The organism is Massilia sp. CCM 8734 (assembly GCF_011682155.1).
Lineage (GTDB): Bacteria > Pseudomonadota > Gammaproteobacteria > Burkholderiales > Burkholderiaceae_D > Telluria_A > Telluria_A rubra.
Map to the genome: position 1 here is coordinate 155,563 of NZ_WHJI01000002.1, position 25,371 is coordinate 180,933.

Here is a 25,371-nt window from a genome sequence, read left to right on the forward strand (position 1 = left end):
TCGAAGATTTGTCGCTTGTCTTCTTAAACCAACATTTGGTATGTGCCGCCTGTTCGCCAGCAGCGAACGGGAAAACGGCAATGATATGGATCAATGACAGTTTGTTACAAAACGGGCGGGCGCGCTACCGGCGCCCTGCCCGATCGTTGTGCGCGCACGCGCGTCAGAACTCTTCCCAGTCCGATGCGGCGACCGTGGCGGCGGCGCGCTTGTGCGGCGCGGGCTTGGGCGCCGCCAGCTTGCGCGCGGCAGGCGCCGGCTTGCCGTCCGGGCGCGCCGTCACGGCGGCAAGCTTGCGCTGCGGCGCGTGGCGCACCGCGGCCATCGACGCGGCCGCGCCATCGAGCTTGAACACGCTGACCACTTGCGTGAGCGTGCTGGCTTGCTCTTGCAGCAGGCCGGCCGCCGCCGCGGCTTCTTCGACCAGGGCCACGTTTTGCTGGGTGATCGAATCCATCTGCCCGACCGCTTCGTTGATCTGGTCGATGCCGGCGGTCTGCTCGGCGCTGGCGGTGGTGATTTCGCCCATGATGTCGGTGACCCGGTGGATGCTGGTGACGATTTCCTGCATCGTCAGGCCGGCCTGGTCGACCAGCTTGGCGCCGCTGTCGACTTTATCGACCGAGTCGCCAATCAACTGCTTGATTTCCTTGGCGGCGCCGGCCGAACGCTGCGCCAGGTTGCGCACTTCGGATGCCACGACCGCGAAGCCGCGTCCCTGTTCGCCGGCGCGCGCCGCTTCCACCGCCGCGTTGAGCGCGAGGATGTTGGTCTGGAAGGCGATGCCGTCGATGACGGCGATGATGTCGACGATCTTTTTGGACGAGGCGTTGATCGAACCCATGGTCTCGACCACCTGCGCCACCACCAGGCCGCCCTTGGTGGCTACTTCCGACGCCGACATGGCAAGCACATTGGCCTGGCGCGCATTGTCGGCGTTCTGGCGCACGGTGGAAGTGAGTTCTTCCATCGACGCGGCGGTCTGCTCGAGCGAACTGGCCTGGGAGCTGGTGCGGTCCGACAGGTCGGTGTTCCCCGCCGCGATTTCGCTCGAGGCGCTCGAAATGGTGTCGGTGCTGTTGCGCACCTCAAGGACAATCTCCGCCAGGTTCGATTTCATCTTGTCCATCGCACCGAGCAAGGCGCCGATTTCATTGCGTCCGTGCGAGGCAATTTGCCCGGTCAGGTCGCCGTCGGCGACGCGCACGGCGATCCGCATGGCTTCCTGCAGCGGCGCCGAGATGGCGCGCACCAGCGCCCAGCCGACCGCGACGCCCAGTCCCACGCCGAGCAGCAGGATGCCGACCATGCCGTAGGCGATGCGCTCCAGGCTGGCGTTGACCATCTCGTCGTCGGCCTTGACGCGCTTGGCGGCCAGCTCCTTGAGGGTGGCCAGGGTGGCGTCGCCGATGCGGTAGCCCGGGTTGATCTTCTTGATCAGGACCGTTTCGGCGTCATCCCACTTTTCGGCCTTGATGAAGGCGGCGGCGGCGCGCACGTTCTCGATGCCCAGTCCGTCGCTCTTGGCGTACCACTCCTCGGCCAGGCGTTTCTCTTCGGGCGTCTTGATGGCGGCGATGTATTCTTCCCAGCGCTTGGTGGTGCGGCCGGCGATCGCGTCGATCTGGTCGAAGTGGACCGTCAGCGGATGGTCGTGCAGCTGCGCCCACGAGAGCACCGGATTATGCTGGAGCGCTTGCAGGATCTGGCTGCGATTGAGTTCCATTTCAAGACGGATGGACGTTTGCACGGTGGTGTTGCGCTGGTCTTCGACGGTAACGTCGCGCACCAGGCCGACCGCATGGCGGCCGCTGTAGATGCCCATGGCGCCGATGGTGACCATCAGCACGATGAGGAAGCATAGGACACCAATGACGAGTGTCCTGATTTTCAAGTTGGCGAACATGTTTTACTCCTTCTGACTATTCATTGTGGCGTTGCTCGTGCCGCGCCGGATGGTGCCGAAAAATGCGTGAATGCCCCTGCGCAGTTCGTCCACATGCTCGAATTCGAGGTAGGTGACGTCGCACAGGTCCTGCAGCTCGCGGATCAGGGTGGTCTTGATCGGCGCGTGCTTCCACACAAGGAACAGCACGGGCGTGCAGCGTCCTTTGAAGATGTGGTAACCGAGTTCGAAAGCGCTGCTCTCGCTCATGCCGACCCGGATGTTGACCACCGCATCGGCATGGTCGAGCAGGCCCAGGCGGTGGTCGCGGAAGTTCTTGGGCGTGAACGGCAGGTGATAATCACGCTCGAACGACTTCTTGAAGGTGTCCGCGCTTTCGGCGCGGGTGCCGGTGAGGTAGTCGAATGGATGCGGCAGGCCGTTGGCGCCATCGATCAGCGCCATGATGTCGCCGATCAGGCGCTGCTGCTCGGCGTCCGATTCGGTGAACGGCTGGCGGATGAACAGCTTGAGCGGCGTGCCGCCGGCCGTCCTTTCACGCGAATGAGCGCGCCGTTCGGGCAGGACGATGGACGCCGCCGCCAGGTCGGCGGGGCCGGGCAAGGGGCGCGCATGCGGCGCTGGCGCCTCCATGGCTGCGCCCCGCTTGCCGTGCAATTCCTGCAGAGACGCCAGGCTGTAGCTGTCGGCGTGCAGGGTGGCTTCGAACATGCATTCGGCGCCGGCGATGGTGGTGCACACCACCGTGCCGGCGGCCAGCGCGGCCACCCGCAGCGGCCGCGATGCCACGATGGCGCTGCGCTTTTCGTCGACCGTCAGGACCATCATGGCGACCTGGCGCGCGGCCAGCCGCTCCAGGATGGCGGTTTCGTCGATCTCCTCGACCGCCATGCCGGCGGCCTCGATCACGCTTGCCGTCACCAGGCTGGCGCACAGGGTAAAGCCGGCGCCAAGCAGCTGGCGCGCCAGCGCGACCGCGCGCGCCTGGTCGCCGCGCTTGACGCGCAGGTACACCAGGCCGGTGCGCGGCACCTTGACCGAGGCGCCCAGCTGGGCCTTGAGGTAGGCTTCACCAAAAGTAGCGCCAACGCCCATTACTTCCCCGGTCGATTTCATTTCGGGACTGAGGATGGTGTCCACGCCGGGGAATTTGGCAAACGGGAAAACCGCTTCCTTGACGGAAAAGCACGGCGCCACCGCTTCATCGAGCACGCCCTGGCTTTCCAGGGACTGCCCGGCCATGCAGCGCGCGGCGATTTTTGCCAGCTGCAGGCCGGTGGCCTTGGACACGAACGGCACGGTGCGCGAGGCGCGCGGGTTCACTTCGAGTACGTACACCACATCGTGCACGCGTCCATCGATCCGGCTCTGCTGGACCGCGAACTGCACGTTCATCAGGCCCACCACGTTCAACTCCCTGGCCATCAGCGCCGTCTGGCGCTTGATTTCACGCACCGTCGATTCGCTCAGCGAATGCGGCGGCAGCGAACAGGCCGAGTCGCCCGAGTGAATGCCGGCCTGCTCGATATGCTCCATCACGCCGCCGATGAGCGTGCGCTCGCCGTCGCAGATGCAATCGACGTCGACCTCGATGGCGTCGTTCAAAAAACGGTCCAGCAGCACCGGCGAATCGTGCGATACCTTGACCGCTTCGCGCATGTAGCGTTCCAGGTCGGCCTGCTCGTGCACGATTTCCATGGCGCGTCCGCCCAGCACATACGAGGGGCGCACCACCAGCGGGTAGCCGATCTCGCCGGCCAGGCGCACCGCTTCAGCTTCGGTGCGCGCGCTGCGGTTGCGCGGCTGGCGCAGGTCCAGCTTTTGCAGGAATTGCTGGAAGCGCTCGCGGTCTTCGGCGGCGTCGATCATGTCGGGCGAGGTGCCGATGACCGGCACGCCGGCCGCTTCCAGCGCCAGCGCCAGGCGCAAAGGCGTCTGGCCGCCGTACTGCACGATCACGCCGGCCGGCTGTTCGAGGGCGACGATTTCCAGTACGTCTTCCAAGGTCACCGGCTCGAAATACAGGCGGTCGGAGGTGTCGAAGTCGGTGGAGACGGTTTCGGGATTGCAGTTGACCATGATGGTTTCGTAGCCATCTTCGCGCAGGGCCATCGCCGCGTGCACGCAGCAGTAGTCGAATTCGATGCCCTGGCCGATGCGGTTCGGGCCACCGCCGAGCACCATCATCTTGCTGCGCGCGCTAGGCGCCGCTTCGCATTCTTCGTCGTAGGTCGAGTACAGGTAGGCGGTGCTGGTCGCAAATTCGGCCGCGCAGGTGTCGACCCGTTTGTACACGGGCCGCACGCCGAGCGCGTGGCGCGCCTCGCGCACCGCCTGCTCGCTCGCGCCCAGCAGCGCGGCCAGGCGGCGGTCGCCGAAGCCCTGCTGCTTGAGGCGATACATGACCGGCTTGTCCAGCGCGGCCAGGGTTTGCTGTTCGATCCACAGTTCGATCTCGACCAGGTCGCCGATCTGCGCCAGGAACCACGGATCGATGGCGCTGCAGGCATGCACCTCGTCCTGGGTGAAGCCCTGGGCGAACGCTTCGCCCACATACCAGATGCGGTCCGGTCCCGGTTTGCTCAATTGCTCTTCGATGACGGCGCGCCCGGTCTGCATGCCGTCGCGGCGCACGCCGTCGACGCCGATATCGAGCCCGCGCAGGGCCTTCTGGAACGATTCCTGAAAGGTGCGCCCGATCGCCATGACTTCGCCGACCGACTTCATCTGGGTGGTCAGGTGCTCGTCGGCGCCGGGGAATTTTTCGAAGGCGAAGCGCGGGATCTTGGTCACCACATAGTCGATTGACGGCTCGAACGAGGATGGCATGGCGCCGCCGGTGATTTCGTTGCGCAGTTCGTCGAGCGTAAAACCGACCGCCAGCTTGGCCGCCACGCGCGCGATCGGGAAGCCGGTGGCCTTGCTGGCCAGCGCCGACGAACGCGAGACGCGCGGATTCATTTCGATGACGATCAGGCGCCCGTCGTGCGGGTTGACCGCGAACTGCACGTTCGAGCCGCCCGTGTCCACGCCCACTTCGCGCAGCACCGCCACCGAGGCGTTGCGCATGATCTGGTATTCCTTGTCGGTCAGGGTCTGCGCCGGCGCCACCGTGATCGAATCGCCCGTGTGCACGCCCATCGGGTCCAGGTTTTCGATCGAGCAGACGATGATGCAGTTGTCAAGCCGGTCGCGCACGACTTCCATCTCGAACTCTTTCCACCCGAGCAGGGACTCTTCGATCAGCAGCTCCTTGGTGGGCGACAGTTCCAGCCCGCGCTGGCAGATGGTGTGGAACTGGGCGGCGTCGTAAGCGATGCCGCCGCCGCTGCCGCCCATGGTGAACGACGGCCGGATCACGACCGGAAAACCGAGCGCCGCTTGCGCTTCCCAGGCTTCGGCCATGCTGTGCGCCACGCCCGACCGGGCCGACGCCAGGCCAATGCTGGTCATGGCGGCCTTGAACCTGGCGCGGTCCTCGGCCTTGTCGATCGCGTCGGGCGTGGCGCCGATCAGCTCCACGCCGAAGTCGGCCAGCACGCCGTGGCGGTGCAGGTCGAGCGCGCAATTGAGGGCGGTCTGCCCGCCCATGGTCGGCAAAATCGCGTCGGGACGCTCTTTGGCGATAATACGCGCCAGCACTTCCCAGTCGATCGGCTCGATGTAGGTGACGTCGGCCATCTCGGGGTCGGTCATGATGGTGGCCGGGTTGCTGTTGACGAGGATGACCTTGTAGCCCTCCTCGCGCAGCGCCTTGCAGGCCTGGGCGCCGGAATAATCGAACTCGCACGCCTGGCCGATCACGATCGGGCCGGCGCCAATAATCAGGATGCTGCGGATATCTGCGCGCTTAGGCATGTTTGCTACTTTCCATCAGGGTGACAAAACGGTCGAACAGCACGGCCAGGTCGTGCGGACCCGGGGAAGCTTCGGGGTGGCCCTGGAAGCAGAAAGCGGGCTTGTCGAGCCGCTCGAAGCCCTGTAAGGTGCCGTCGAACAGCGACACGTGGGTAACCCGGCAATTGGCCGGCAAGGTGGCGGTATCGACCGCGAAGCCGTGGTTCTGGGAGGTGATAGAAACCTTTCCAGTATCGAGGTCCTGAACCGGATGATTGGCGCCGCGGTGGCCGAATTTCATCTTGACCGTGCGCGCGCCCGAGGCCAGCGCCATGATCTGGTGACCGAGGCAGATGCCGAACACCGGCGTGCCGCTGTCGATCAGGGTGCGCGCCGCTTCGATGGCGTAGTCGCAGGCCTGCGGGTCACCCGGGCCGTTCGACAAAAAGATCCCGTCCGGCCCCAGCGCCAGCGCGTCCTGCGCGCTCGCTTGCGCGGGCAGCACGGTGACGCGGCAGCCGCGCCCGGCCAGCATGCGCAGGATATTGGTTTTCACGCCGTAGTCGTAGGCCACCACGTGCAGGTGCGGGCCTGGTTGCGGCGCGAAACCGGCGCCGAGCCTCCACGGGCCTTCAGTCCATTCGTAAGGCGCCGCTGTCGAGACCACGCGCGCCAGGTCCATGCCATCGAGGCCGGGAAAGGCGCGCGCCAGCGCCAGCGCCTGGCCCGGTGCGGCGTCGACGACGATGGCGCCGTTCTGCGCCCCTTTTTCGCGCAGCAGGCGCGTAAGCTTGCGGGTGTCGATATCGGCAATCGCCACCACGCCCTGCCGCACCAGGTAATCCGACAGGCTTTGGGTGGAGCGAAAGTTCGACGCCAGCAAAGGCAGGTCGCGGATGACCAGGCCCGCGGCCTGCACCCGCGCGGACTCGCCGTCTTCGCTGTTGATGCCGGTGTTGCCGATGTGCGGATAGGTCAGCGTGACGATCTGGCGCGTGTAGCTCGGATCGGTCAGCACTTCCTGATAGCCGGTCATGGCGGTGTTGAACACAACTTCGCCGCTGGCCTGGCCGGCGGCGCCGATGGCGCGGCCTTCGAACAGCGTGCCGTCCGCCAAGGCCAGGGTGGCGCGCGGACCTGCGCTGCTGCTGTTACTGAGTGGGTGCTTCATCGGGTCTCCAAGACGTAGGGCAAGCTCGGCCGGCTCTGGTGAGGTTTCTTTTCATATCGATAAGAAAACCTGCTCATTCCACGTGCGTTACTGCGGGCGTTGAAAGACGATACAGCAAACGACGAAGTTGCCACGCAGAAATTATGATTTGACGTTTTATCCCAACACTTAGTTTTTACTTAGTCAATTTCCCCTTTGGAATTAAGGATATACAGGCAACACAATGATGAGAATGTGTGACATTTGGTTCCATCCAAAACAAAAAATTCACAATCCTGACACACTGTAGTGGGGATCGGCATCTTGCGAAGCCGCCGATTTGGACCATAATGGCGACCTTCCGATTTGTTTCGAAACACTAAGGCTTTATGAGCACACTGACTCTCATCGTCGCCATGGATGCCATGCGCGGCATCGGCATTGACAACACCCTGCCCTGGCGCCTGCCGGAAGACCTGGCGCACTTCAAGCGCCTGACCACGGGCCACCCCATCATCATGGGTCGCAAGACGTTCGACTCGATCGGGCGTCCGCTGCCGAACCGCCGCAACATCGTCGTCACCACCGATGTGGACTGGCAGCGCGACGGCGTCGAACGCGCCCTGTCGGTGCCGCATGCGATTGCGCTGGCGGGCGGGGCGCCGGCCTTTGTGATCGGCGGCGCGCAGATTTACGCGCAAACCCTGGCGCTGGCGCAGTGCGTGATCGTCACCGAGATCGCGCACACCTTCGCCTGCGACGCGTTTTTCCCGCCGCTCGATGCCCCCGCATGGTCCGAGAGCGCGCGCGAGGCGCACCACTCCGATGCCAACGGCTTCGACTACGCCTTCGTCACCTACACCAAAAAAGCGAGCTGAATACATGTCAGGACACGGTTTTCACGTACATGGACCGCATGACCATGCGGTCGAACACGCGGCCCACAACAACGATCCATTTTCGAACAATATCGCCGTCATGACGGCGGTGCTGGCCACGGTCGGCGCCATGTTCGGCTACCAGGGCGGCGCCACCCAGAACGACGCGGCCCTGTACAAGAACAACGCCGCCATCGAAAAGACCAAGGCCGCCAACAGCTGGAACTACTACCAGGCCAAGTCGAACAAGCAGAACCTGGCCGAACTGGCGATGGTGCTGCCCGGGGTCGAGCCGGAAAAATACAAGGCCGACGTGCTGCGCTACAAGGCGGAGAAAGACGACATCCGCAAGGAAGCCGAAGCGCTCGACGCCAAGGCCGACGACTGGAACCACCAGTCCGACACCAAGATGCACCAGCATCACCAGTGGGCGCTGGCCACCACGGCCGAACAGATCGCCATATCGCTGGCGGCGATCACCCTGCTGACGCGTAAAAAATGGCTGATGATCGGCGCCTACGCGGTCGCCGCGGTCGGCATTTTGCTCGGCGTGTTCGCCTGGCTGCACGTCGATCCGATCGGCGCGCTGATGGGCGCGGGCGCGCTCGCGCACCACTGATCCGGTACGCTTTCACGGTGGCGGGCATAGTGTGCGACACTACGGCCCGCTTGTAGTTAATCTAGCAAAAGTTTTTCACCGGATTGCCGCCATTTCTGCGAAAATCCGCTTCTTCTTTTTTTGACCGGTGCCGTGAGAGGCGTCCCGCACAGGCGTGGACATCCTCACGGCGCTTCGCTTTGGAGCTGTCCATGAAATTTCGTTTCCCAATCGTCATTATCGACGAGGATTTTCGTTCCGAGAACACCTCCGGGCTCGGTATCCGCGCGCTCGCCGAGGCGATGGAAAAAGAGGGCATGGAGGTGCTTGGCGTGACCAGCTACGGCGACCTGTCGCAGTTCGCCCAGCAGCAGTCGCGCGCCTCGGCCTTTGTGCTGTCGATCGATGACGAGGAATTCGGCACCGGCTCGATCGAAGACACCGATTCGGCCCTGATCGCGCTGCGCGCGTTTGTGAAGGAAATCCGCCACAAGAACTCGGACATCCCGATCTACATCTACGGCGAAACGCGCACCTCGCGCCACATCCCGAACGACATCCTGCGCGAACTGCACGGCTTCATCCACATGTTCGAAGACACGCCCGAATTCGTGGCGCGCCACATCATCCGCGAAGCCAAGTCCTACCTCGACGGCCTGGCGCCGCCGTTCTTCCGCGCGCTGGTCAACTACGCCAACGACGGTTCGTACTCCTGGCACTGCCCCGGCCACTCGGGCGGCGTGGCCTTCCTGAAGTCGCCGATCGGCCAGATGTTCCACCAGTTCTTTGGCGAGAACATGCTGCGCGCCGACGTCTGCAACGCCGTCGAAGAACTCGGCCAGCTGCTCGACCACACCGGCCCGGTCGCCAAGTCCGAACGCAACGCGGCGCGCATCTTCAACGCCGACCACTGCTACTTTGTCACCAACGGCACCTCGACCTCGAACAAGATGGTGTGGCACTCGACCGTCGCACCGGGCGACATCGTCGTGGTGGACCGCAACTGCCACAAGTCGATCCTGCATTCGATCATCATGTGCGGCGCGATTCCCGTGTTCCTGATGCCGACCCGGAACCACCTCGGCATCATCGGCCCGATTCCGCTCGAAGAATTCACGCCCGAATCGATCGCCCGCAAGATCGAAGCCAATCCGTTCGCACGCCAGGCCGTCAACAAGAAGCCGCGCATCCTGACCATTACCCAGTCGACCTACGACGGCGTGGTGTACAACGTCGAAACGCTGCGCGAAATGTTGGACGGTAAGATCGACACCCTGCACTTCGATGAAGCGTGGCTGCCGCATGCGACCTTCCACGACTTCTACAAGAACATGCACGCGATCGGCAAGGACCGTCCGCGCGCCAAGGAATCGATGATCTTCTCGACCCAGTCGACCCACAAGCTGCTCGCCGGTCTGTCGCAGGCCTCGCAAGTGCTGGTGCGCGAGTCGGAGACGGTCAAGCTGGACCAGGATGCCTTCAACGAAGCCTACCTGATGCACACCTCGACCTCGCCGCAGTATTCGATCATCGCCTCGTGCGACGTGGCCGCAGCCATGATGGAAGCGCCGGGCGGCACCGCGCTGGTGGAAGAGTCGATTTTCGAAGCGCTCGACTTCCGCCGCGCCATGAAAAAAGTCGACGCCGAATTCGGCAACGACTGGTGGTTCCAGGTGTGGGGTCCGGACACCTTCTCGGAAGAAGGCATCGGCACCCAGGACGACTGGATGATCCGCGCCGAGGACGACTGGCACGGTTTCGGCAACCTCGCCCCCGGCTTCAACATGCTCGACCCGATCAAGGCCACCGTGGTCACCCCCGGCCTGTCGCTCGACGGCGTGTTCGGCGAGTCCGGCATTCCGGCCTCGATCGTCACCAAGTACCTGGCCGAACACGGCGTGATCATCGAGAAGTGCGGGCTGTACTCGTTCTTCATCATGTTTACGATCGGGATCACCAAGGGCCGCTGGAACACCCTGGTCACGGCGCTGCAGCAGTTCAAGGACGACTACGACAAGAACCAGCCGATGTGGCGCATCCTGCCGGAGTTTGCGGCGGCCAACCCGCGCTACGAAGCGATGGGCCTGCGCGACCTGTGCCAGCAGATCCACGACTTCTACAAGACCTACGACGTGGCGCGCCTGACCACCGAGATGTATTTGTCGGACATGATCCCGGCAATGAAGCCGTCCGACGCCTTTGCCAAGATGGCGCACCGCGAAATCGACCGCGTGGCGATCGAGGAGCTGGAAGGCCGCATCACGGCGATTCTGCTCACGCCTTACCCGCCGGGCATTCCGCTCTTGATCCCGGGCGAGCGCTTCAACAAGACCATCGTCGACTACCTGCGCTTCGCACGCGACTTTAACGAGCGCTTCCCCGGCTTCGAGACCGACGTGCACGGCCTGGTCAAGCGCGAAGTGGACGGCAAGCGCGGCTACTTCGTGGACTGCGTGCGCCAGTAAGCGGCACCGCCGGGAGGCGCCAGCGCCTCCCGGGCACAACAAAAAAGGAACCCTCGGGTTCCTTTTTTCATGCGCGCGGACGCGAGGGCGATGCTCAGGCCTTCGGCAAGGTCACCCCGACCTGGCCCTGGTACTTGCCGCCGCGATCCTTGTACGACACGTCGCACACTTCGTCCGATTCGAAGAACAGCACCTGCGCCACGCCTTCGTTGGCGTAGATCTTGGCCGGCAGCGGCGTGGTGTTGGAAAACTCCAGCGTCACGAACCCTTCCCATTCCGGCTCGAACGGGGTCACGTTGACGATGATGCCGCAGCGCGCGTAGGTCGACTTGCCCAGGCAAATGGTCAGCACATTGCGCGGAATGCGGAAGTATTCCACGGTGCGCGCCAGCGCGAAGGAATTGGGCGGAATGATGCAGAAGCCCTTGCCCGACACATCGACGAAATTGTTTTCGTCAAAATTCTTCGGGTCGACGATGGTGGTATTAATATTGGTGAACAGCTTGAATTCGTCGGCGCAGCGGATATCGTAGCCGTAGCTCGAGGTACCGTATGAAACGATTCTCTGACCATCGCGCTCCTTGACCTGGCCCGGTTCGAAAGGCTCGATCATGCCCGTTTTGGCCGCCATCTTGCGGATCCATTTATCGGATTTAATGCTCATACGTGTCGTTCCAGAAGAGAGAATAGGGATTTTCCCGCGATTTTACGCGAAAAGTCCCTGCCAGCGACAGTCGGCGGGCCGCCGCGCGGGAAACGTTGCGTCAAAACCAGCCATGGCTGCGATACCACCCGACGGTATCCGCCATGGTTTGTTCAAGCGGCCTGAACTTCAGTGCGAGTTCGCGCTCGCTCTTGGCGTGGTTGAAGTGGCTGCGTCCGGCTTCCTTGACCATCAGGCGCACCGTGGCCAGGCTGAGCAGAACAGGCTTGCCGGTGATGCGCGCGTAGAGTTCCTGCACCGCCGCCAAGGCGTACAAGAGGGGTAAAGGCAGATCGCGCGCCGGCGTCTTGACGCCGGCGATCTTGCCCAGCATAGGCACCAGTTGCCGCATTGTCATGTGGCGGCCCGCCGCCAGGTAGCGTCCGCCGCGTTGCCCGTGCAGCGCCGCCGCGATGTGCGCCTGCGCCACGTCGCGCGCGTCGACCACGGAAAAACTGCCTGGCACCAGCCCCGGCAATTTGCCGAGCACCACATCGTTGACAAATTGTCCCGACGAGGTGGGACCGATGTCCGCCGGTCCCCACATCCACCCGGGCAGAACCAGGCTGGCATGCATCTCAGGGTGGCTTTCCAGAAAGTGCAGCACGGCTTGATCGGCCAATATCTTGCTGCGGTAGTAGTCGTCCGCATCGTCCAGCTCGCGCAAGCAGGATTCGTCGATGGGCGCGCCCGGTTCGCCATTGAGCACGGCAATCGATGAGGTTTGGACAAAACGCCGGGCGCCGCCGTCGTAAGCGTGTTCGATGAGCGAGCGGGTCCCGTCGACATTGATGCGCTTGAGTTCCTGCCAGTGGCTGCCGCCCTTGTAGTTGTCCCGGAAGAAGGCCGCCGTGTGAAACACGACATCGCATCCTCGTAGCTTGTCGGCGAAGGCGGACACGTCCGCCATGTCGCCCACCACCAGTTCGATGCCTTCCAGTTCCCCGAATTGTCGCCGGCCCTTCTCCAGAGAGCGAACCAGCGCCTTGACGGAAACGCCGCGCCCGATCAGCTCGCGCACCAGGTTGTTGCCGAGCAGGCCAGTCGCACCGGTGACGAAGGCGGACCTCAGTTGGATGTTTGCGTTCATATCAGATGAGTTTCAAAGTTCAAGTGATATTTAGTGTGCGCGAGGCATCCAGGCATGTCAAGCAATATTTCAGACCGTATCCAGAGTTCATATGATATCTTTATGGGTATGAGTCCAACCACACCACGAAAGCGCTTGTCCCGCGAGGAAAGCCAGGCCCAGACGCGCGCGCGCATGATCGACACCGCGCGCCAGCTGTTTGTCACGACCGGCTATGGAGGCACGTCGATCCGCGATATCGCCGACGGGGCGGGGTATTCGCAGGGAGCCTTCTACTCGAACTTTGCCAGCAAGGAGGAGGTTCTTTTGGAGTTGCTGCGGGGGCATATGGAGGCCGAAGCCGCGCAACTGTCCAAAGTCATCGACAGTGACGGACGTGCGCCGGAACAGATTTTGAGCGAGCTGGAGTCTTGGGCTGCCACGCTCAACAACGATGCCGAATGGTGCATGCTGTCGATCGAACTGCAGCTGCACGCCAATCGCAGCCCGACGTTCGCGCTTGAGTACCAGACGGTGTGGGATGCGCACCGGGCCGGGCTTGGCCGCGTGGTCGGCAGATTATTCGCCGTGCTCGGACGCACGCCGCCAGCCGAACCGGAGGAGCTCGCGGGGGCCTTCATGGCGCTGACGCATGGCCTGGCGCTGCAAAGAGTGGGGGGACGGCCCGATCCGTCGGGACGCTTGATCCTGGTGTTTCTGCGTGGACTGATCGCCAGCGCCGGCTTGCCGGATACAGCGCCCGGGGCCGACGCGGAGCAGGCCGTACCGATTCCACCCTATCCGCGCGGCTGATGCGGTCCTCCCGGCGCGCCGTTGGTCGCGCCGGGGAATCGTCAAACCTGGCGCTGCGCGAGCAATCTGGCGATCATCTCGCGCGTCAGGCGCCCCGCCAGCTCGGGCGACTCCATCGGGAACAGATGGCCGCCGCCGGGGATCTCGGCAAAATTGTCGCCCACCAGCTTGCGCGTGGCGTCCAGGCCGGCCTGGCGCAGCTCCACCGATTCGGTGCCGGCGATGAAGCCGATCGGCACCGGGTAGGCCTTGTCCATCACGCTGCCCAGGTGGTGCGGCAGGCCACGGTAAATCTCGGTCTCCACCTCGCGCGAAAAGCGCAGCTGCACGCCGTCCGGGTGCGGTTCCAGGCCGTGTTCCAGGTAGTCGTGCAGCACGCCGGGCGCCCAGCTGGCGAACACCGGCTTGGAAATGAAATGGTCGTAGGCCGCCTGCACGCTCGGCCACACGGTGCGGCGGCGCCGCGACAGGCGCGCCGGCGACAGGTAATCGCTCCAGCTTTGCTTCGACTTCACCACGCGCCACAGCATGGCGCGCCAGCCCGCCACCACCGGCGAATCGAGCATCACCACGCAGCGCACCAGGTCGGGCCGCTTGCGCGCCGCCATCATGCTCAGCATCCCGCCCAGCGAGTGACCGACCAGGATGGACGGCTCGCCGTAGCTCTCGAGCGTGGCGATCAGGTGCTCGACCAGCTTGGGCCAGCCGTCGCTGACCGGATAGGCCGGATCGTGGCCGTACATGTCGACCGCGCGGATATCGAAGTCCGTGCGCAACTGGTCGAAGAACTTGGTGTAGCTACCGGCCGGGAAGCTGTTACCGTGTGAAAAATGGAGGATCGGTGTCGTCATTTTTCGATTGTAAGGCGATTTCCCGGCCGGCCGTACAGGTTTAGAGGGAAACCCCTACTGTCAGCGCGGCCACGTAAGGCTTCCTGGTGTTTGTGCGCTGGCTCGACCAGCGCGGGCCGGGCGGCGTCGGTCTGGGGCCGCGCCAGGTGCCGCTGGACGGCGTCGGCCCGGGCCCGCGTCCCGGAGCGCCGGGCGAGCAGCGCCGGCCGCCGCCACACCGCCAACTGCTACCGTATATCACCATCGCCGGCGCGACCCTGGCCAGCCTGCTCTTCGCGGCCCTGCTGGCATGGTATTTTTCGCGCCCGATCCGGGCCTTGCGCGGCGCGTTCGAAGCGGCCGCCGGCGGCGACCTGTCGCCCCGCTTTACGGAAGTCAAAGGGGTGCGCGGCGATGAAGTCAATGACCTGGGGACGCGATTTCGACCGCATGAGCGGCCAGTTGCGCACCCTGATGGACGGTCAGCGCCGCCTGCTGCACGACGTCTCGCACGAATTGCACTCGCCGCTGGCGCGCTTGCAGGCGGCCATCGGCCTGGCGCACCAGCAGCCGGACAAGATCGGGGCGTCGTTGGAGCGCATCGAGCGCGAGAGCGTGCGCATGGATAAGCTGGTCGGCGAGCTGCTGACCTTGTCGCGCCTGGAAGTGGCGAGCGCGCTGCCGCGCTACAAGGATATCGCGTTCATGGACCTGGTCGACGACATCGTGACCGATGCGCGCTTCGAAGCCGAGCAGTGCGCACGCCGCATTGCCCTGTCCGGGCAGGCGATTGTGACGGTGCGCGGCGCGCCGGACCTGCTGTGGAGCGCCATCGAGAACGTGATCCGCAACGCCATCAAGCATAGTAGCGAGGGCGGCGTGATCGAGATCGGCATCAGCGCCGACGCCGACGGGGTGCGCTTGTCGGTGTGCGACCGCGGGCCGGGCGTGGCGCAGGCGGACCTGGCGTCGATCTTCCAGCCGTTCTTCCGCTCGAACGCGACCAGCAACAACGTCGACGTACGTGGACTCGGCCTGGCGATTGCGCAGCGGGTCATCGACGCCCATCAAGGCACGCTCAGGGCCAGCAACCGCGAAGGTGGCGGGCTGCGGGTCGACATCATGCTGCCGCTACGCGCTTAGGTCAAGCGGTCGGAAAAAGCGTCGGCCAGTAGTCCACTGCAAGCGCCATGAGCAGGCATGCCGCCGCGAGGAGGTCGGCACCGACCACCCGGCCTATCGAATAATTATAGTCTCCCGCCGACCACGCAAGTATCAGGAACGATGTTACGCTGACCAGTCCCGTGAAATAGGCAAGCGGCCGATATGCGGGAATGAGCGCCGCGGCGATAAGCAGCAATCCGACTAGCCCGAACATGACTGCACGATGCTGCATCAGGATGAGCAAGTTGCGGTCGTGCAGCCGCACGCCGTAAAGCTGGGCGAGCGAAGATTCGCCCAGCACGCCCGTTACAGGAATGAGGTGAATGAGTGCGGCGACGGTCAACATGGCAGGGATAAACCGTTGCATTGTATTTTCCTCGATTGGTGGGGTTCTCGACGTGAACGATTCTAACGACGGCCCGCTCGCGGCGCTTTCAAAAACGAGCTGCCGGCAGCTGGCGCCTTCTTTGCTGGTGAGTTGGAACGCGCGCGCCCTTTACCTTGGGCCGGCAATGCACCTGGCTGCGCACCGAAACGCCGTGGGAGTACTGGCAATCGGGCTCGATCGGCCGCTGGGCGTTGCGCTCGATCCGGCGGACCCCGGGCGCGGCTTCTCGCACTGCAGGACCGCGCTCATCGCACCGAATCAGTTGCACTTGCTGGCAATGGCAGGGGGACAGTACGCCTTCTTGTATGTCGACGCGCTAAGCGACGACCTGAAAACACTGCAAGGACGCTGCCGTCGCCGGGTCGGGACGGTTGGCTTCGACCTTGACGACGAAGATGCGCTGATCGCCCTCTTGGCCGGGATGAATCGCAGCGCCGAAGGCTGGCGTGCCACAAGCGGGCGGCTCGTTGACGCGCTATCCCTGTCGCCCCCATGTACCGATTCGCGCATCCGCAAGGTAGCCGGCACGTTACTGGCATCGCCATCCGACGAGGCCAACGCAGCGCAGCATGCGCGCCAGGTGGGCCTGTCTTCCTCCCGGCTTCAGCATCTTTTCAAGGCGCAGACGGGTGTTTCGTTGCGTCGCTATCGGTTATGGGCTCGGCTGCAAGCGACAATGTCGGGCGTGATGGACGGTATGACGCTCACGCATGCGGCACATGCAGCGGGTTTTTCCAGCTCCGCTCACCTTAGCGCCGCGTTCAAGACCATGTTCGGACTTCCCCTGACAGCACTGCTTAGCGACGACATGCAATTTGTGCGCGATCCAGGATGACCGGCGTGCGGCAAAAGGGTCATGCCCCGCGAGCCATCTCGTCAAAGATATACATGCCGAAAATCCGCTGCGATGACGCCCGTGCCAAAGGTTCAAATTCAGCGCCGAAGGCCAGGCCCGCGATGGCGCTGTCTTTCGGGTAATGCATGTCTTCGTCTTCGTCGAAGAACACGTCGCAAAACTGGGTCACGCTGGCCAGTTCGTCGCCGATGCGAATTTTTCCGAACAGGGCGCCCGCATAGCCATTGAAGACCGCAATTGTCGCCAGCGTCCCCTGCTCGGTAAAATGCAGTTCGACCGCGCCGCGCCGATAATAGAACGTCGGCCCCTGGCGCTCGCCGTGCGCTGACGCCGCAGGCGCCATCAGCCAACCATCGCATTGCGCAATCGCGTCGCGCAACGGCCCCCGTGCACTGTCCCACCGGAGAACGCGTGCAAAAATGGAGCGCGCCTGCGTCATGTGCACTCCCAGTTGAAAGCCCGCGGCGCCCTCGCCAGGAATGATGTCGGCTTGCAGATCGACCGTATTCATTGACGCCCTTTCTCGCCGAAGCGATTGACTAATTACCATACCAATAACGCGCATGAGCGCGGCGATACGCGACCGGTGCGAAAGCATTGGCCGAATCGAGCATGATGGCCCCCGATTCATCGGTGCGCAAGCGCTCGATACCAAGTTTTTCGTAACGCTCCACCACCTCTTTCTTGGGATGACGATAGCGATTGCGGTAGCCCACCTGGAACAGCACCAGGCGTGGCCGCACGGCCGCAAGAAAAGGCGGGGTCGATGAAGTTCCGCTGCCGTGATGCGGCGCCAGCAAAACATCGGCGCGCAGCAGCGGCGCCGAGCCGGCCACCAGTTGCGCCTCCTGCGCCGCTTCGATATCGCCCGCCAGCAGGATCGCATGATCGCCGGCGCTGATCCTCAGCACGCAGCCACGCGCATTCGGTTTCAGGCCGGGATCGTCGTAACTTGCCATGGTCGGATGCAGCATCTCGAAGCGCACCCCATCCCATGTCCACTGCTGCCCGCCGGCGCAGCGTACGTGATGCGGCGCGGCCTTGACGATCGGATGGTCGTACCACAGCGATGACGCCACCCAGCCAACGCCGACCGCGTCGAGCAGTGTCAGAGCGCCGCCGGCGTGGTCGATGTCGCTGTGGCTGACGATGACGCCATCGAGGTAGCCGATGCCGCGCGCCTTCAAATATGGCAGGATCACCCGGTTCGCGCCGTTCGACTCGGGCGTATATGCGGGACCGGTATCGTACAGCAGCCGGTGCCCGCTGGTTTCGATCAGCAGGGCCATGCCCTGCCCCACATCGAACGCGGTCACGGCGACCTCGCCCGGCGGCGGATGGCCTGGCTGGGCGGTCAGCAGCGGCAGCCACGCGGCCAGCCCGGTCCAGCGATGCGGCCAGCCGCGCGGAGCGAGCATCCACACGGTGCCGATGGCGGCGAACGCGAACAGCCAAGGCTCCGGGGTCGGCGCGCTCCACACCGCAAAGCGCGACCCGGCGCACCAGCTCAATACCCAGGCCAGCGCCTGCACGGCGTAGTGGGCCACGTTCAGCAGCAAGGTCGATAGTGGCGCCGGCAGCATGCTGCCGGCCAGCGCGAGCGGCGTGACGATAAAGCTGACGACCGGGATCGCCAGCGCATTGGCAAGGGGGCTGACCAGCGACACCTGCGAGAACAGCAGCATCGTCAGTGGCACCAGCGCGAGCGTGACCACGTACTGGGTATGCGCACCCACCAGCAGCATGCCGCGCCAGCGCGGCCCGGTGACGGCGGTGCGGCCGGTGGTGGCGAACAAAATCGCCGCCACCGCGCCGAACGAGAGCCAGAAGCCGGGCGCGGCGATTGCCCACGGGTCAATCAGGACGACCACGCCAAGCGCCACGCACAGCACATGCGAGACCTGCGTGAGCCGCCCGAACCACAGCGCGGCGGCCACCATCGCCAGCATGTACAGCGTGCGCTGCGCCGGCACGCCGAAGCCGGCCAGCAGCACGTACCCCAGCGCCACCACGACCCCGGTCAGGGCGGCGACTTTTGGGGCCGGCATCCACAGCGACAGCTGGGCGCCGGTGAAGAATGAGCGACGCCATAGTAACGACGCGAGCGCGGCAAACAGCCCGGAGACCATTGTAATGTGCAGCCCGGAGATCGAAATCAAATGTCCCACGCCGGTACGATTGAACACATTCCAGTCGGCCTGGCCGATCGATCGCTGGTCGCCGACCACCAGCGCCACGATCACGCCCGCATATTGCTTGCCCGGCAGCGCGCGCAGAATGCGTTCGCGCAGCGTGGCGCGGCAATGTTCGACCACGTTGGAAAATCCGAATACAAAGCTGTCGAGACGACGGTTCCTGTCGCCTTCCGCGCGAACGTAACCGGTGGCGCGCACGCCCTGCTCCAGCAGCCACGCTTCGTAATCGAAACCGTGCGGATTGGCGTTGCCGTGCGGGCGTTGCAGGCGCACGACGAGTTGCCAGCGCTCGCCGGGCTGCACGTCTGGCACCGGTCGCAGCGCCTCGCCATAGCCTGCATACCACGACAGCGACACGCGCGGCGGCACCGCCACCGCTTCGCCAAGCACGCGTTCGACCTTGAAGTTGAAACGCACCCCCTGCCCGAAGCGGTACGGCAGACTGTCGATGGTGCCGACCACGGTGATGTCGCGCCCCTCGTCGGCCCTGGCCAGTTCGGGCGCCAGCGCCAACTGCGCGAGCAAGGCCGCCCAGCAGAAACCGGCAAGCGCGCCGGCCATGGCCACCCTGGGAACACCGCGCAGGAAGCAAAGCAGGAACGCGACAACTGCGAAGGCCGCGATGGTTGATGACGATGGCAGTTGCGCCTGCACTTGCAGCACGGCGGCACCACAGGCAAATCCGAGGATGGCAACGCGCATGGCTCGCTGGTGGCTTGGACAAAACCCCCAGCATGCCAGCGGATGCAGCGTCGGACCTTGGCGCGTATCAGTCTTTGGCGACCTTGTTCAGAAAGCCGGCAACGGCGGGCACCAACGTTGGCGCCAATGGATATTTGGGGTTGATGTAGGTGTCGGTCTGGCGCGCCTTATCCGGCGGCGCTTCTTTCAGGACGTGATTCATGCCCTGCACCATCACCAGTTGCGCATCCGGTCTGGCCTTGCGCAGCAATTCGGCCTCGCCGGGCGGCACCTGCAGATCGGTGCTGCCCTGGACCAGCAAAACCGGCATCTTGAGGCTCTTGATCTCGCTCGAAGGGACGTACCTGAACCACGATATCAGGTACGGCTGCACGCTGGGACGATACAGCACGGCCAGTTCCGGCGGCACATTGGCGACCGTGCGTCCGGCCTCCAACTCCGCCAGGATACGCTCGCTTTCCTTGGCCAGCGGCGCTGGCAACGCCGTCGCCAGCTGCTCGCGCAGGGCGGTGGAAGCGCCGCGCGCCACGCCGGCAATCGAGACATACGCCTTCGCATTGCCGGCTTTGGCCGCCAGCATGCCAATCAGGGCGCCCTCGCTATGACCGATCACGCTCACGTGCGAAAAGCGCTTGTCGGCCTTGAGCATCGCCATCCACGCCGTGGCGTCGTCGATATACGTCTCGAAGCGCAGATCCGCCTCTTTGGCGCCGGCCGCCAAGCTGGCGCCAACGCCACGCTTGTCGAAGCGCACGCTGGCCACGCCGGCGTCGGCCAACCCTTGCGCCAGCAGGCGCAGGCTGTCATTTTTCATGCCGGGGGGATTGCCATCACGGTCGGTCGGGCCCGAGCCTGCGATGATCAGCGCGACCGGCGCCGGTCCGGCGGCTCTGGGCAGCGACAAGGTGCCGGCGATGGCGCCGCTCGCGGCGCGCAGTTCGATCGCCTGCTCGTTGTCCGCCGCGCCTGCGCCCACGCACACAGCCAACAGCAGGCAGGTACCCCACTTCCATAATGCGGGTTTTCTCATGATGGTTCCTTGTTGGATAAGTCAGGCGACATTGTGAAAGAAACACGATTGCAACATTGATAATCTATTAGCATAGCACGGCTTTGCCTATCCCGGCGCGTCAATCCGGTCCGCCTGGCTGCTTGCATCCTTCATCGGCGGTAAACCGAACATGCGCCCATATTCGCGCGTGAACTGCGACACGCTCTCGTAACCGACCGCGAACGCCGCACTGCTGGCCGAGACGCCGTCGGACATCATCAAGCGGCGCGCCTCGATCAGCCGCAGATGCTTCTGGAATTGCAGCGGCGAGAGCGAGGTCGCGACGCGGAAGTGATGGTGGAACGATGAAGCACTCATCCCGGCCGCCGCCGCCAGCCGCTCGACCGGCAATGGCCGGTCGTATTCGGCCCGCAGCAGCGCCACCGCCCGCGCGACCCGCCGGGCATGTCCATCCGGGCCACCGAGCCGGCGGATCGCCGCGCCGTGGCGTCCGGTCAGCAGCCAGTAATGGAGTTCGCGTACCAGCTGCGCGTGCAGCACCGGCACCGAGGCCGGCCGGTCGAGAAGGCGCATCAGCCGCAGCGCCGTATCGGCCACCTCGGCATCGGTCGATCCGGCCGGCCCGCCGCCGGCCGGCAAAGTGCCGATCTGCGCGCTCAGTTCGGCCAGCACCGCCGGGTCCAGGTCGAGCACCAGCGACATATACGGCGCCTCCGTGATCTGGCTGACGGTCGGCACATCGGCGGTAATGAGGAGCGAGTCACCCGGCCGGTAAGTGACGCAGGTCGCGCCGATGGCAACCTGCTTGGCCCCTTCGAGCACCAGGCAGACCAGCGGCCGGGCGATCCCGTGCTGAAGGCCGGTGGCTTGCTTCGAGCGGATCGTGGTCAGGCCGGCGATGGGCGTTTGCGCCAGGCCGTCGGCATCGGCATGCGCCTCCACATGGCGGCGGACTATATTGAGCAAGGTGTCGGTCATGCCGCAATCGTATCCGATTCACGAGCGCCGCCGCCGGCATGTGGAGGATCAGGCAAACAAGCGCGAGGTTCGGGCTACGCCAGCGCACAGCCTGCGCCCTATCATGAACTTCCCCCACATAACAGGAGTTCAGCATGACCAAGATTGCCATCGTCACGGGTGCGAGCCGCGGGCTCGGACGCAACACCGCATTGAGCATTGCCCGGGGCGGCAGTGACGTGATCATCACTTATCAGTCGCGCGCGGATGAAGCGCACGCCGTGGTAGCCGAGATCGCGGCGATGGGCCGCACGGCCGTCGCCTTCCAGCTCGACATGGGCAGCATCAACGGCTTTGCAGCCTTCGCCGAGCAACTGCGCACGGCCCTGCGCGCGACCTGGCAGCGCGACAGCTTCGACCACCTGGTCAACAACGCCGGCCATGGCGACTTTGCGCTGATCGAAGAGACCACCGAAGCGCAGTTCGACCGCCTGGTGGACGTGCATTTCAAGGGCGTGTACTTCCTGACGCAAGCGCTGCTGCCGCTGATCGCCGACGGCGGGCGCATCGTCAATCTGTCGACGGGCCTGACGCGCCTGACCTATCCGGGCTACGCGGCCTACGCGGCGGTCAAGGCGGCAGTCGAGACATTGAGCCGCTACATGGCGAAGGAATTGGGCAGCCGCGGCATCGCCGTCAACACGGTGGCGCCGGGCGCGATCGAGACCGATTTCGGCGGCGGCGTGGTGCGCGACAATCCTGACATCAACCAGAGCTTCGCCGCGATGACCGCGCTGGGCCGGGTTGGCCTGCCGGACGATATCGGGCCGATGATCGCCAGCCTGCTGTCGGAGAATAACCGCTGGGTGAACGCCCAGCGCATTGAAGTGTCGGGCGGCCAGGGTATCTGACGGCCCGCTACCCCAGCGGCAGGCGTGGCAGCGCGGCCCGCGCGTTGGCGCAGGTAGCCGCGCGCACCTCGTCGACCGACAGGGCGCGCAGTTCGGCCAGCACCGCGCCGATGGCCGGCAGTTGCTCGGGGCTGTTGCGGCCCGGGTGAATCCAGGCCGGTGAAATATCCGGCGCATCGGTTTCGAGCACGATGGCCTCCAGCGGCAAGGTCGCCGCCAGGCGCCGGATCTGCAAGGCGCGCGTAAAAGTCATGGCGCCGCCGAAGCCCAGTTTGAAACCCAGGTCGATGTAGACCTGCGCCTGCTGGAAGCTGCCGTTGAACGCATGCGCGATGCCGCCCGCCGGGCGAACCTGGCGCACGTGCTTGAGCACCTGGTCCTGCGAGCGGCGCACGTGCATCAGCACCGGCAGGCCGACGTCGCGCGCGATGCGCAACTGCTCGCGAAAAAAATGCTCCTGTTTGTCACGCATGGCCGGTTCGCACAGCATCGGAATGAAAAAATCGAGCCCGATCTCGCCGATGGCGACAAAATTCGGGTCACCCACCGCCAACTCCACCGCCGCACGCAAGGCCACCAGGTCGTCCTCGCTGGCCTTGGGCACATAGATCGGGTGGATGCCGAGCGCGTAGCTGGCGTTCGGCGCGCTGGCGGCCATCTGGCGCACGGTGTCGAAATTGCCGCGTTCGACCGCCGGAATGACGATCATCGCCACGCCCGCGTCACCGGCGCGGCGCGCCACCTCCAGCGATTCGGCGCCGAATTCGTGGGCATCCAGATGGCAGTGGGTGTCGATCCACATCGTCACAGTTCGGCCGGTTGCAGTCCGTGTTCGGTCAGGCGCAGCACGCGGTCGCAGCGGCGCGCCAGTTCGATATCGTGGGTAACGATGACGAACGCGGTGCCCAGGGTCTTGGACAGTTCGAGCATCAGGTCGAAAATCTGCTGCGCGGTGGCGTGATCGAGGTTACCGGTCGGTTCGTCGGCCAGCACGCAGCCAGGCTGGGTGACCAGCGCGCGCGCCAGGGCCACGCGCTGGCGTTCGCCGCCGGACAACTCGCCCGGCACGTGCACCACGCGCTTGGCCAGGCCCACGCGTTCGAGCACGGCGCGCGCCTTGTCGACGGCAAGCGCGCGCTTTTCGCGGCGGATCAAGAGCGGCATGGCGACGTTGTCGAGCGCCGAAAACTCCGGCAGCAAATGGTGGAACTGGTACACGAAGCCGAGCGCCTCGTTGCGCAGGTCGCCGCGCGCGGTTTCCGACAAACTGGCGAAGTCCTTGCCCAGCAAGGTCACCGAACCGGTGGTCGGCGTATCGAGCCCGCCCAGCAAATGCAGCAGGGTCGACTTGCCGGAGCCGGAAGCGCCCACGATCGCCACGCGTTCGCCGCGATAGATGCTGAAGTCCACATTGGCCAGCACCGGCACCGAATAGGCGCCCTGGGTGAAGGTCTTGCCCAATCCCCGGCACGCCAGGACCGGGATGGCGCCGGCGTTGTTCACATTACTCATAGCGCAGCGCCTCCGCAGGTTTCACGCGCGAGGCGGTGTAGCTCGGGTAGAGCGTGGCGACGAACGCCAGCAGCACGGCCACGCCGCCGATCCTGGCCACGTCGGGCCAGCGCAGGTCGGATGGCAAGGCGCTGATCAGGTAGATATCCTTGGGCAAAAACTGTACTCCTAATAGACGTTCAATAAACGGGACGATGACATCGATGTTCAGCGCGACCAGCACGCCCAGGCCAACGCCGGCCAGGGTGCCCAGCATGCCCACCAGCGCGCCCTGGATCATGAAGATCTTCATGATCGAGCGAGGCGAGGAACCGAGCGTGCGCAAAATCGCAATGTCGGCCTGCTTCTCGGTCACCGTCATCACCAGGGTGGCGATCAGGTTGAAGGCGGCCACCGCGATGATCAGGGTCAGCACGACGAACATCATCTTTTTCTCGGTCTGCACGGCGGCGAACCAGGTGGCATTCTGCTCCGACCAGTCGCGGATGCGCAAGGGGCCCGCCATGCTGGCCTTGAGTTCTTGCGCCACGGCGGGCGCGGCGTGCATGTCGGCGATGCGCAGGCGCAGGCCCGATGGCGCGTCGAGCCGCTCCATCTTCTGCGCGTCTTCCAGGTGCACGAAGGCGAAGCTGGCGTCATATTCGTAATGGCCGGCCTCGAAAATGCCGACCAGGGTGAAGGTGCGCGTGCGCGGCAGCATGCCGGCCGGCGTGGTCTGGGCCTGCGCCAGCAGCATGGTGACCTTGTCGCCGATGCCGATGCCGAGCGAGCGCGCCAGCGCGTAGCCCATCACGATATTGAACTGGCCGGGCACCAGCGCCGCCAGGCTGCCCTGGCGCACCTGGCGCGCCGCATCCGACACCTTGTGTTCTTCGGCCGGCAAGATGCCGCGGATGACGGCCGGGCGCATCACGCCGTCGCGCAGCAGCATGCCCTGGGTCTCGACGAAGGGCGCGGCGCCCTTGACGGCCGGGTTCTTGAGCGCGTCCTGCATCGCCGCCTGCCAGTTGGGCATGGTGCCGCGCGGGTCGAATACTTCGATGTGGGCCAGCACCGAGAGCATGCGGTCGGTGACCTCTTTCTGAAAGCCGTTCATCACCGACAGCACCACGATCAGCGCTGCCACGCCGAGGGCGATGCCGGAGACCGAGATGAGGGAAATGAACGAGATAAAGCTGTTGCGGCCACTACGCTTGCCGGCGCGTGTATAGCGCAGGCCGACCAGCCATTCGTACGGTAAATTGTGGATGATGCTCATGTGCCCCGGCAGTGATTGATTGCAAGTGCGCAGTTTGCCACACAAAGCGGCTCCCGGGCAGGGTTGTCACAATTGAATCACGCGTTGCCGCTGTGGTTTTTACAAAAATTTTTTGAACCTGGCGCCCGCCGCGCACTCCAACGTCATACCGCAGAACGGAGGAAAAT

At 64.5% G+C, this 25,371-nt stretch carries 21 protein-coding genes and 1 pseudogene; 8 read left to right on the forward strand and 14 right to left on the reverse strand.

The genetic code is table 11. The features are described from left to right. Positions 1–163: 163 nt before the first annotated feature. Genes F2P46_RS38185 through carA form a run of 3 tightly spaced genes read right to left on the reverse strand, consistent with a single transcriptional unit; the run spans position 164 to position 6,914 of the window. Positions 164–1,906 carry a methyl-accepting chemotaxis protein gene (locus F2P46_RS38185; protein ID WP_166885034.1) on the reverse strand — a complete coding sequence of 581 codons (1,743 nt, stop codon included), beginning with the start codon at positions 1,904–1,906 and terminating at the stop codon, positions 164–166. 3 nt (positions 1,907–1,909) lie between these two features. Continuing rightward, positions 1,910–5,764: a carbamoyl-phosphate synthase large subunit gene (carB, locus tag F2P46_RS02870; protein ID WP_166885036.1), complete on the reverse strand. Its 3,855-nt coding sequence runs from the start codon at positions 5,762–5,764 to the stop codon at positions 1,910–1,912. Next, a complete protein-coding gene (gene carA, locus F2P46_RS02875) occupies positions 5,757–6,914 on the reverse strand; it encodes a glutamine-hydrolyzing carbamoyl-phosphate synthase small subunit (protein WP_166885038.1) in 1,158 nt (385 codons plus the stop codon). Before carA ends, carB begins: the two co-directional genes overlap by 8 nt. Positions 6,915–7,282: 368 nt before the next feature. Here carA and F2P46_RS02880 point away from each other — a divergent pair, with 368 nt between their 5' ends. The 3 genes from F2P46_RS02880 (at position 7,283) to F2P46_RS02890 (ending at position 10,834) form a co-directional block, all read left to right on the forward strand. Then, a complete protein-coding gene (locus F2P46_RS02880; protein ID WP_166885040.1) occupies positions 7,283–7,771 on the forward strand; it encodes a dihydrofolate reductase in 489 nt (162 codons plus the stop codon). 4 nt (positions 7,772–7,775) lie between these two features. Next, positions 7,776–8,390: a DUF4337 domain-containing protein gene (locus F2P46_RS02885; protein ID WP_166885042.1), complete on the forward strand. Its 615-nt coding sequence runs from the start codon at positions 7,776–7,778 to the stop codon at positions 8,388–8,390. A gap of 191 nt (positions 8,391–8,581) precedes the next feature. Beyond that, positions 8,582–10,834, forward strand: coding sequence for an arginine/lysine/ornithine decarboxylase (locus F2P46_RS02890; protein WP_166885044.1), 2,253 nt, complete (start codon positions 8,582–8,584; stop codon positions 10,832–10,834). Between the two features lie 94 nt (positions 10,835–10,928). Here the strand turns inward: F2P46_RS02890 and dcd are convergent, their stop codons facing one another. Both dcd and F2P46_RS02900 read right to left on the reverse strand, forming a co-directional pair. Beyond that, the gene (dcd, locus tag F2P46_RS02895) at positions 10,929–11,498 is read right to left on the reverse strand and encodes a dCTP deaminase (protein ID WP_166885046.1); all 570 of its coding nucleotides are present in this window, start codon (positions 11,496–11,498) and stop codon (positions 10,929–10,931) included. A gap of 100 nt (positions 11,499–11,598) precedes the next feature. Next, complete coding sequence (locus F2P46_RS02900) at positions 11,599–12,627, reverse strand: SDR family oxidoreductase (RefSeq protein ID WP_166885048.1); 1,029 nt, start codon at positions 12,625–12,627, stop codon at positions 11,599–11,601. A gap of 135 nt (positions 12,628–12,762) precedes the next feature. Between F2P46_RS02900 and F2P46_RS02905 the strand changes: the two genes are divergently transcribed. Beyond that, positions 12,763–13,419, forward strand: a complete 657-nt coding sequence (locus F2P46_RS02905) for a TetR/AcrR family transcriptional regulator (protein ID WP_229508996.1) — start codon at positions 12,763–12,765, stop codon at positions 13,417–13,419. 41 nt (positions 13,420–13,460) lie between these two features. On the opposite strand, the gene F2P46_RS02910 is transcribed toward F2P46_RS02905, so the two are convergent. Continuing rightward, positions 13,461–14,270, reverse strand: coding sequence for an alpha/beta fold hydrolase (locus F2P46_RS02910; RefSeq protein WP_166885050.1), 810 nt, complete (start codon positions 14,268–14,270; stop codon positions 13,461–13,463). A gap of 146 nt (positions 14,271–14,416) precedes the next feature. Between F2P46_RS02910 and F2P46_RS38765 the strand changes: the two are divergent. Further along, a pseudogene (locus tag F2P46_RS38765) lies at positions 14,417–14,632 on the forward strand (two-component sensor histidine kinase); the annotation flags it as partial. A 31-nt stretch (positions 14,633–14,663) separates the two neighbouring features. Then, positions 14,664–15,392: an ATP-binding protein gene (locus F2P46_RS02915; RefSeq protein ID WP_229508998.1), complete on the forward strand. Its 729-nt coding sequence runs from the start codon at positions 14,664–14,666 to the stop codon at positions 15,390–15,392. A 1-nt stretch (position 15,393) separates the two neighbouring features. On the opposite strand, the gene F2P46_RS02920 is transcribed toward F2P46_RS02915, so the two are convergent. Further along, positions 15,394–15,780 (reverse strand): phosphopantetheine adenylyltransferase, encoded by a 387-nt coding sequence (locus F2P46_RS02920; RefSeq protein WP_166885051.1) that lies wholly within the window; start codon positions 15,778–15,780, stop codon positions 15,394–15,396. Between the two features lie 31 nt (positions 15,781–15,811). Here F2P46_RS02920 and F2P46_RS38770 point away from each other — a divergent pair, with 31 nt between their 5' ends. Then, the gene (locus F2P46_RS38770; RefSeq protein ID WP_208296482.1) at positions 15,812–16,636 is read left to right on the forward strand and encodes a helix-turn-helix domain-containing protein; all 825 of its coding nucleotides are present in this window, start codon (positions 15,812–15,814) and stop codon (positions 16,634–16,636) included. Between the two features lie 19 nt (positions 16,637–16,655). On the opposite strand, the gene F2P46_RS02930 is transcribed toward F2P46_RS38770, so the two are convergent. From F2P46_RS02930 to F2P46_RS02945, 4 genes are all read right to left on the reverse strand, one after another. Further along, entirely contained in the window at positions 16,656–17,168 is a 513-nt protein-coding gene (locus tag F2P46_RS02930; RefSeq protein WP_166885055.1) for a hypothetical protein, read from the reverse strand. A gap of 28 nt (positions 17,169–17,196) precedes the next feature. Continuing rightward, a complete protein-coding gene (locus tag F2P46_RS02935; protein WP_166885056.1) occupies positions 17,197–19,554 on the reverse strand; it encodes a DNA internalization-related competence protein ComEC/Rec2 in 2,358 nt (785 codons plus the stop codon). A gap of 67 nt (positions 19,555–19,621) precedes the next feature. Continuing rightward, entirely contained in the window at positions 19,622–20,584 is a 963-nt protein-coding gene (locus F2P46_RS02940) for an alpha/beta hydrolase (RefSeq protein WP_166885057.1), read from the reverse strand. 87 nt (positions 20,585–20,671) lie between these two features. Next, complete coding sequence (locus tag F2P46_RS02945) at positions 20,672–21,544, reverse strand: AraC family transcriptional regulator (protein ID WP_166885058.1); 873 nt, start codon at positions 21,542–21,544, stop codon at positions 20,672–20,674. 134 nt (positions 21,545–21,678) lie between these two features. Between F2P46_RS02945 and F2P46_RS02950 the strand changes: the two genes are divergently transcribed. After that, the gene (locus F2P46_RS02950) at positions 21,679–22,434 is read left to right on the forward strand and encodes an SDR family oxidoreductase (RefSeq protein ID WP_166885059.1); all 756 of its coding nucleotides are present in this window, start codon (positions 21,679–21,681) and stop codon (positions 22,432–22,434) included. 7 nt (positions 22,435–22,441) lie between these two features. On the opposite strand, the gene F2P46_RS02955 is transcribed toward F2P46_RS02950, so the two are convergent. Genes F2P46_RS02955 through F2P46_RS02965 form a run of 3 tightly spaced genes read right to left on the reverse strand, consistent with a single transcriptional unit; the run spans position 22,442 to position 25,204 of the window. Further along, positions 22,442–23,236, reverse strand: coding sequence for a TatD family hydrolase (locus F2P46_RS02955; protein ID WP_166885060.1), 795 nt, complete (start codon positions 23,234–23,236; stop codon positions 22,442–22,444). 2 nt (positions 23,237–23,238) lie between these two features. Then, complete coding sequence (gene lolD / locus F2P46_RS02960; protein ID WP_166885061.1) at positions 23,239–23,946, reverse strand: lipoprotein-releasing ABC transporter ATP-binding protein LolD; 708 nt, start codon at positions 23,944–23,946, stop codon at positions 23,239–23,241. Beyond that, complete coding sequence (locus F2P46_RS02965; protein ID WP_166885063.1) at positions 23,939–25,204, reverse strand: lipoprotein-releasing ABC transporter permease subunit; 1,266 nt, start codon at positions 25,202–25,204, stop codon at positions 23,939–23,941. The genes lolD and F2P46_RS02965 overlap by 8 nt, the downstream gene beginning before the upstream one ends. Positions 25,205–25,371: the final 167 nt, after the last annotated feature.

Bases quoted from the DNA above. Each gene is read 5' to 3' on its own strand.
- F2P46_RS02885 (WP_166885042.1), top strand. From the start codon at position 7,776: ATGTCAGGACACGGTTTTCACGTACATGGACCGCATGACCATGCGGTC.
- F2P46_RS02935 (WP_166885056.1), bottom strand. From the start codon at position 19,554: ATGCGCGTTGCCATCCTCGGATTTGCCTGTGGTGCCGCCGTGCTGCAA.
- F2P46_RS02920 (WP_166885051.1), bottom strand. From the start codon at position 15,780: ATGCAACGGTTTATCCCTGCCATGTTGACCGTCGCCGCACTCATTCAC.
- lolD (WP_166885061.1), bottom strand. From the start codon at position 23,946: ATGAGTAATGTGAACAACGCCGGCGCCATCCCGGTCCTGGCGTGCCGG.
- F2P46_RS38185 (WP_166885034.1), bottom strand. From the start codon at position 1,906: ATGTTCGCCAACTTGAAAATCAGGACACTCGTCATTGGTGTCCTATGC.
- F2P46_RS02945 (WP_166885058.1), bottom strand. From the start codon at position 21,544: ATGACCGACACCTTGCTCAATATAGTCCGCCGCCATGTGGAGGCGCAT.
- dcd (WP_166885046.1), bottom strand. From the start codon at position 11,498: ATGAGCATTAAATCCGATAAATGGATCCGCAAGATGGCGGCCAAAACG.
- F2P46_RS02940 (WP_166885057.1), bottom strand. From the start codon at position 20,584: ATGAGAAAACCCGCATTATGGAAGTGGGGTACCTGCCTGCTGTTGGCT.
- F2P46_RS02880 (WP_166885040.1), top strand. From the start codon at position 7,283: ATGAGCACACTGACTCTCATCGTCGCCATGGATGCCATGCGCGGCATC.
- carB (WP_166885036.1), bottom strand. From the start codon at position 5,764: ATGCCTAAGCGCGCAGATATCCGCAGCATCCTGATTATTGGCGCCGGC.
- F2P46_RS02890 (WP_166885044.1), top strand. From the start codon at position 8,582: ATGAAATTTCGTTTCCCAATCGTCATTATCGACGAGGATTTTCGTTCC.
- F2P46_RS02930 (WP_166885055.1), bottom strand. From the start codon at position 17,168: ATGAATACGGTCGATCTGCAAGCCGACATCATTCCTGGCGAGGGCGCC.
- F2P46_RS02915 (WP_229508998.1), top strand. From the start codon at position 14,664: ATGAAGTCAATGACCTGGGGACGCGATTTCGACCGCATGAGCGGCCAG.
- F2P46_RS02965 (WP_166885063.1), bottom strand. From the start codon at position 25,204: ATGAGCATCATCCACAATTTACCGTACGAATGGCTGGTCGGCCTGCGC.
- F2P46_RS02910 (WP_166885050.1), bottom strand. From the start codon at position 14,270: ATGACGACACCGATCCTCCATTTTTCACACGGTAACAGCTTCCCGGCC.
- F2P46_RS02955 (WP_166885060.1), bottom strand. From the start codon at position 23,236: ATGTGGATCGACACCCACTGCCATCTGGATGCCCACGAATTCGGCGCC.
- F2P46_RS02950 (WP_166885059.1), top strand. From the start codon at position 21,679: ATGACCAAGATTGCCATCGTCACGGGTGCGAGCCGCGGGCTCGGACGC.
- F2P46_RS02900 (WP_166885048.1), bottom strand. From the start codon at position 12,627: ATGAACGCAAACATCCAACTGAGGTCCGCCTTCGTCACCGGTGCGACT.
- carA (WP_166885038.1), bottom strand. From the start codon at position 6,914: ATGAAGCACCCACTCAGTAACAGCAGCAGCGCAGGTCCGCGCGCCACC.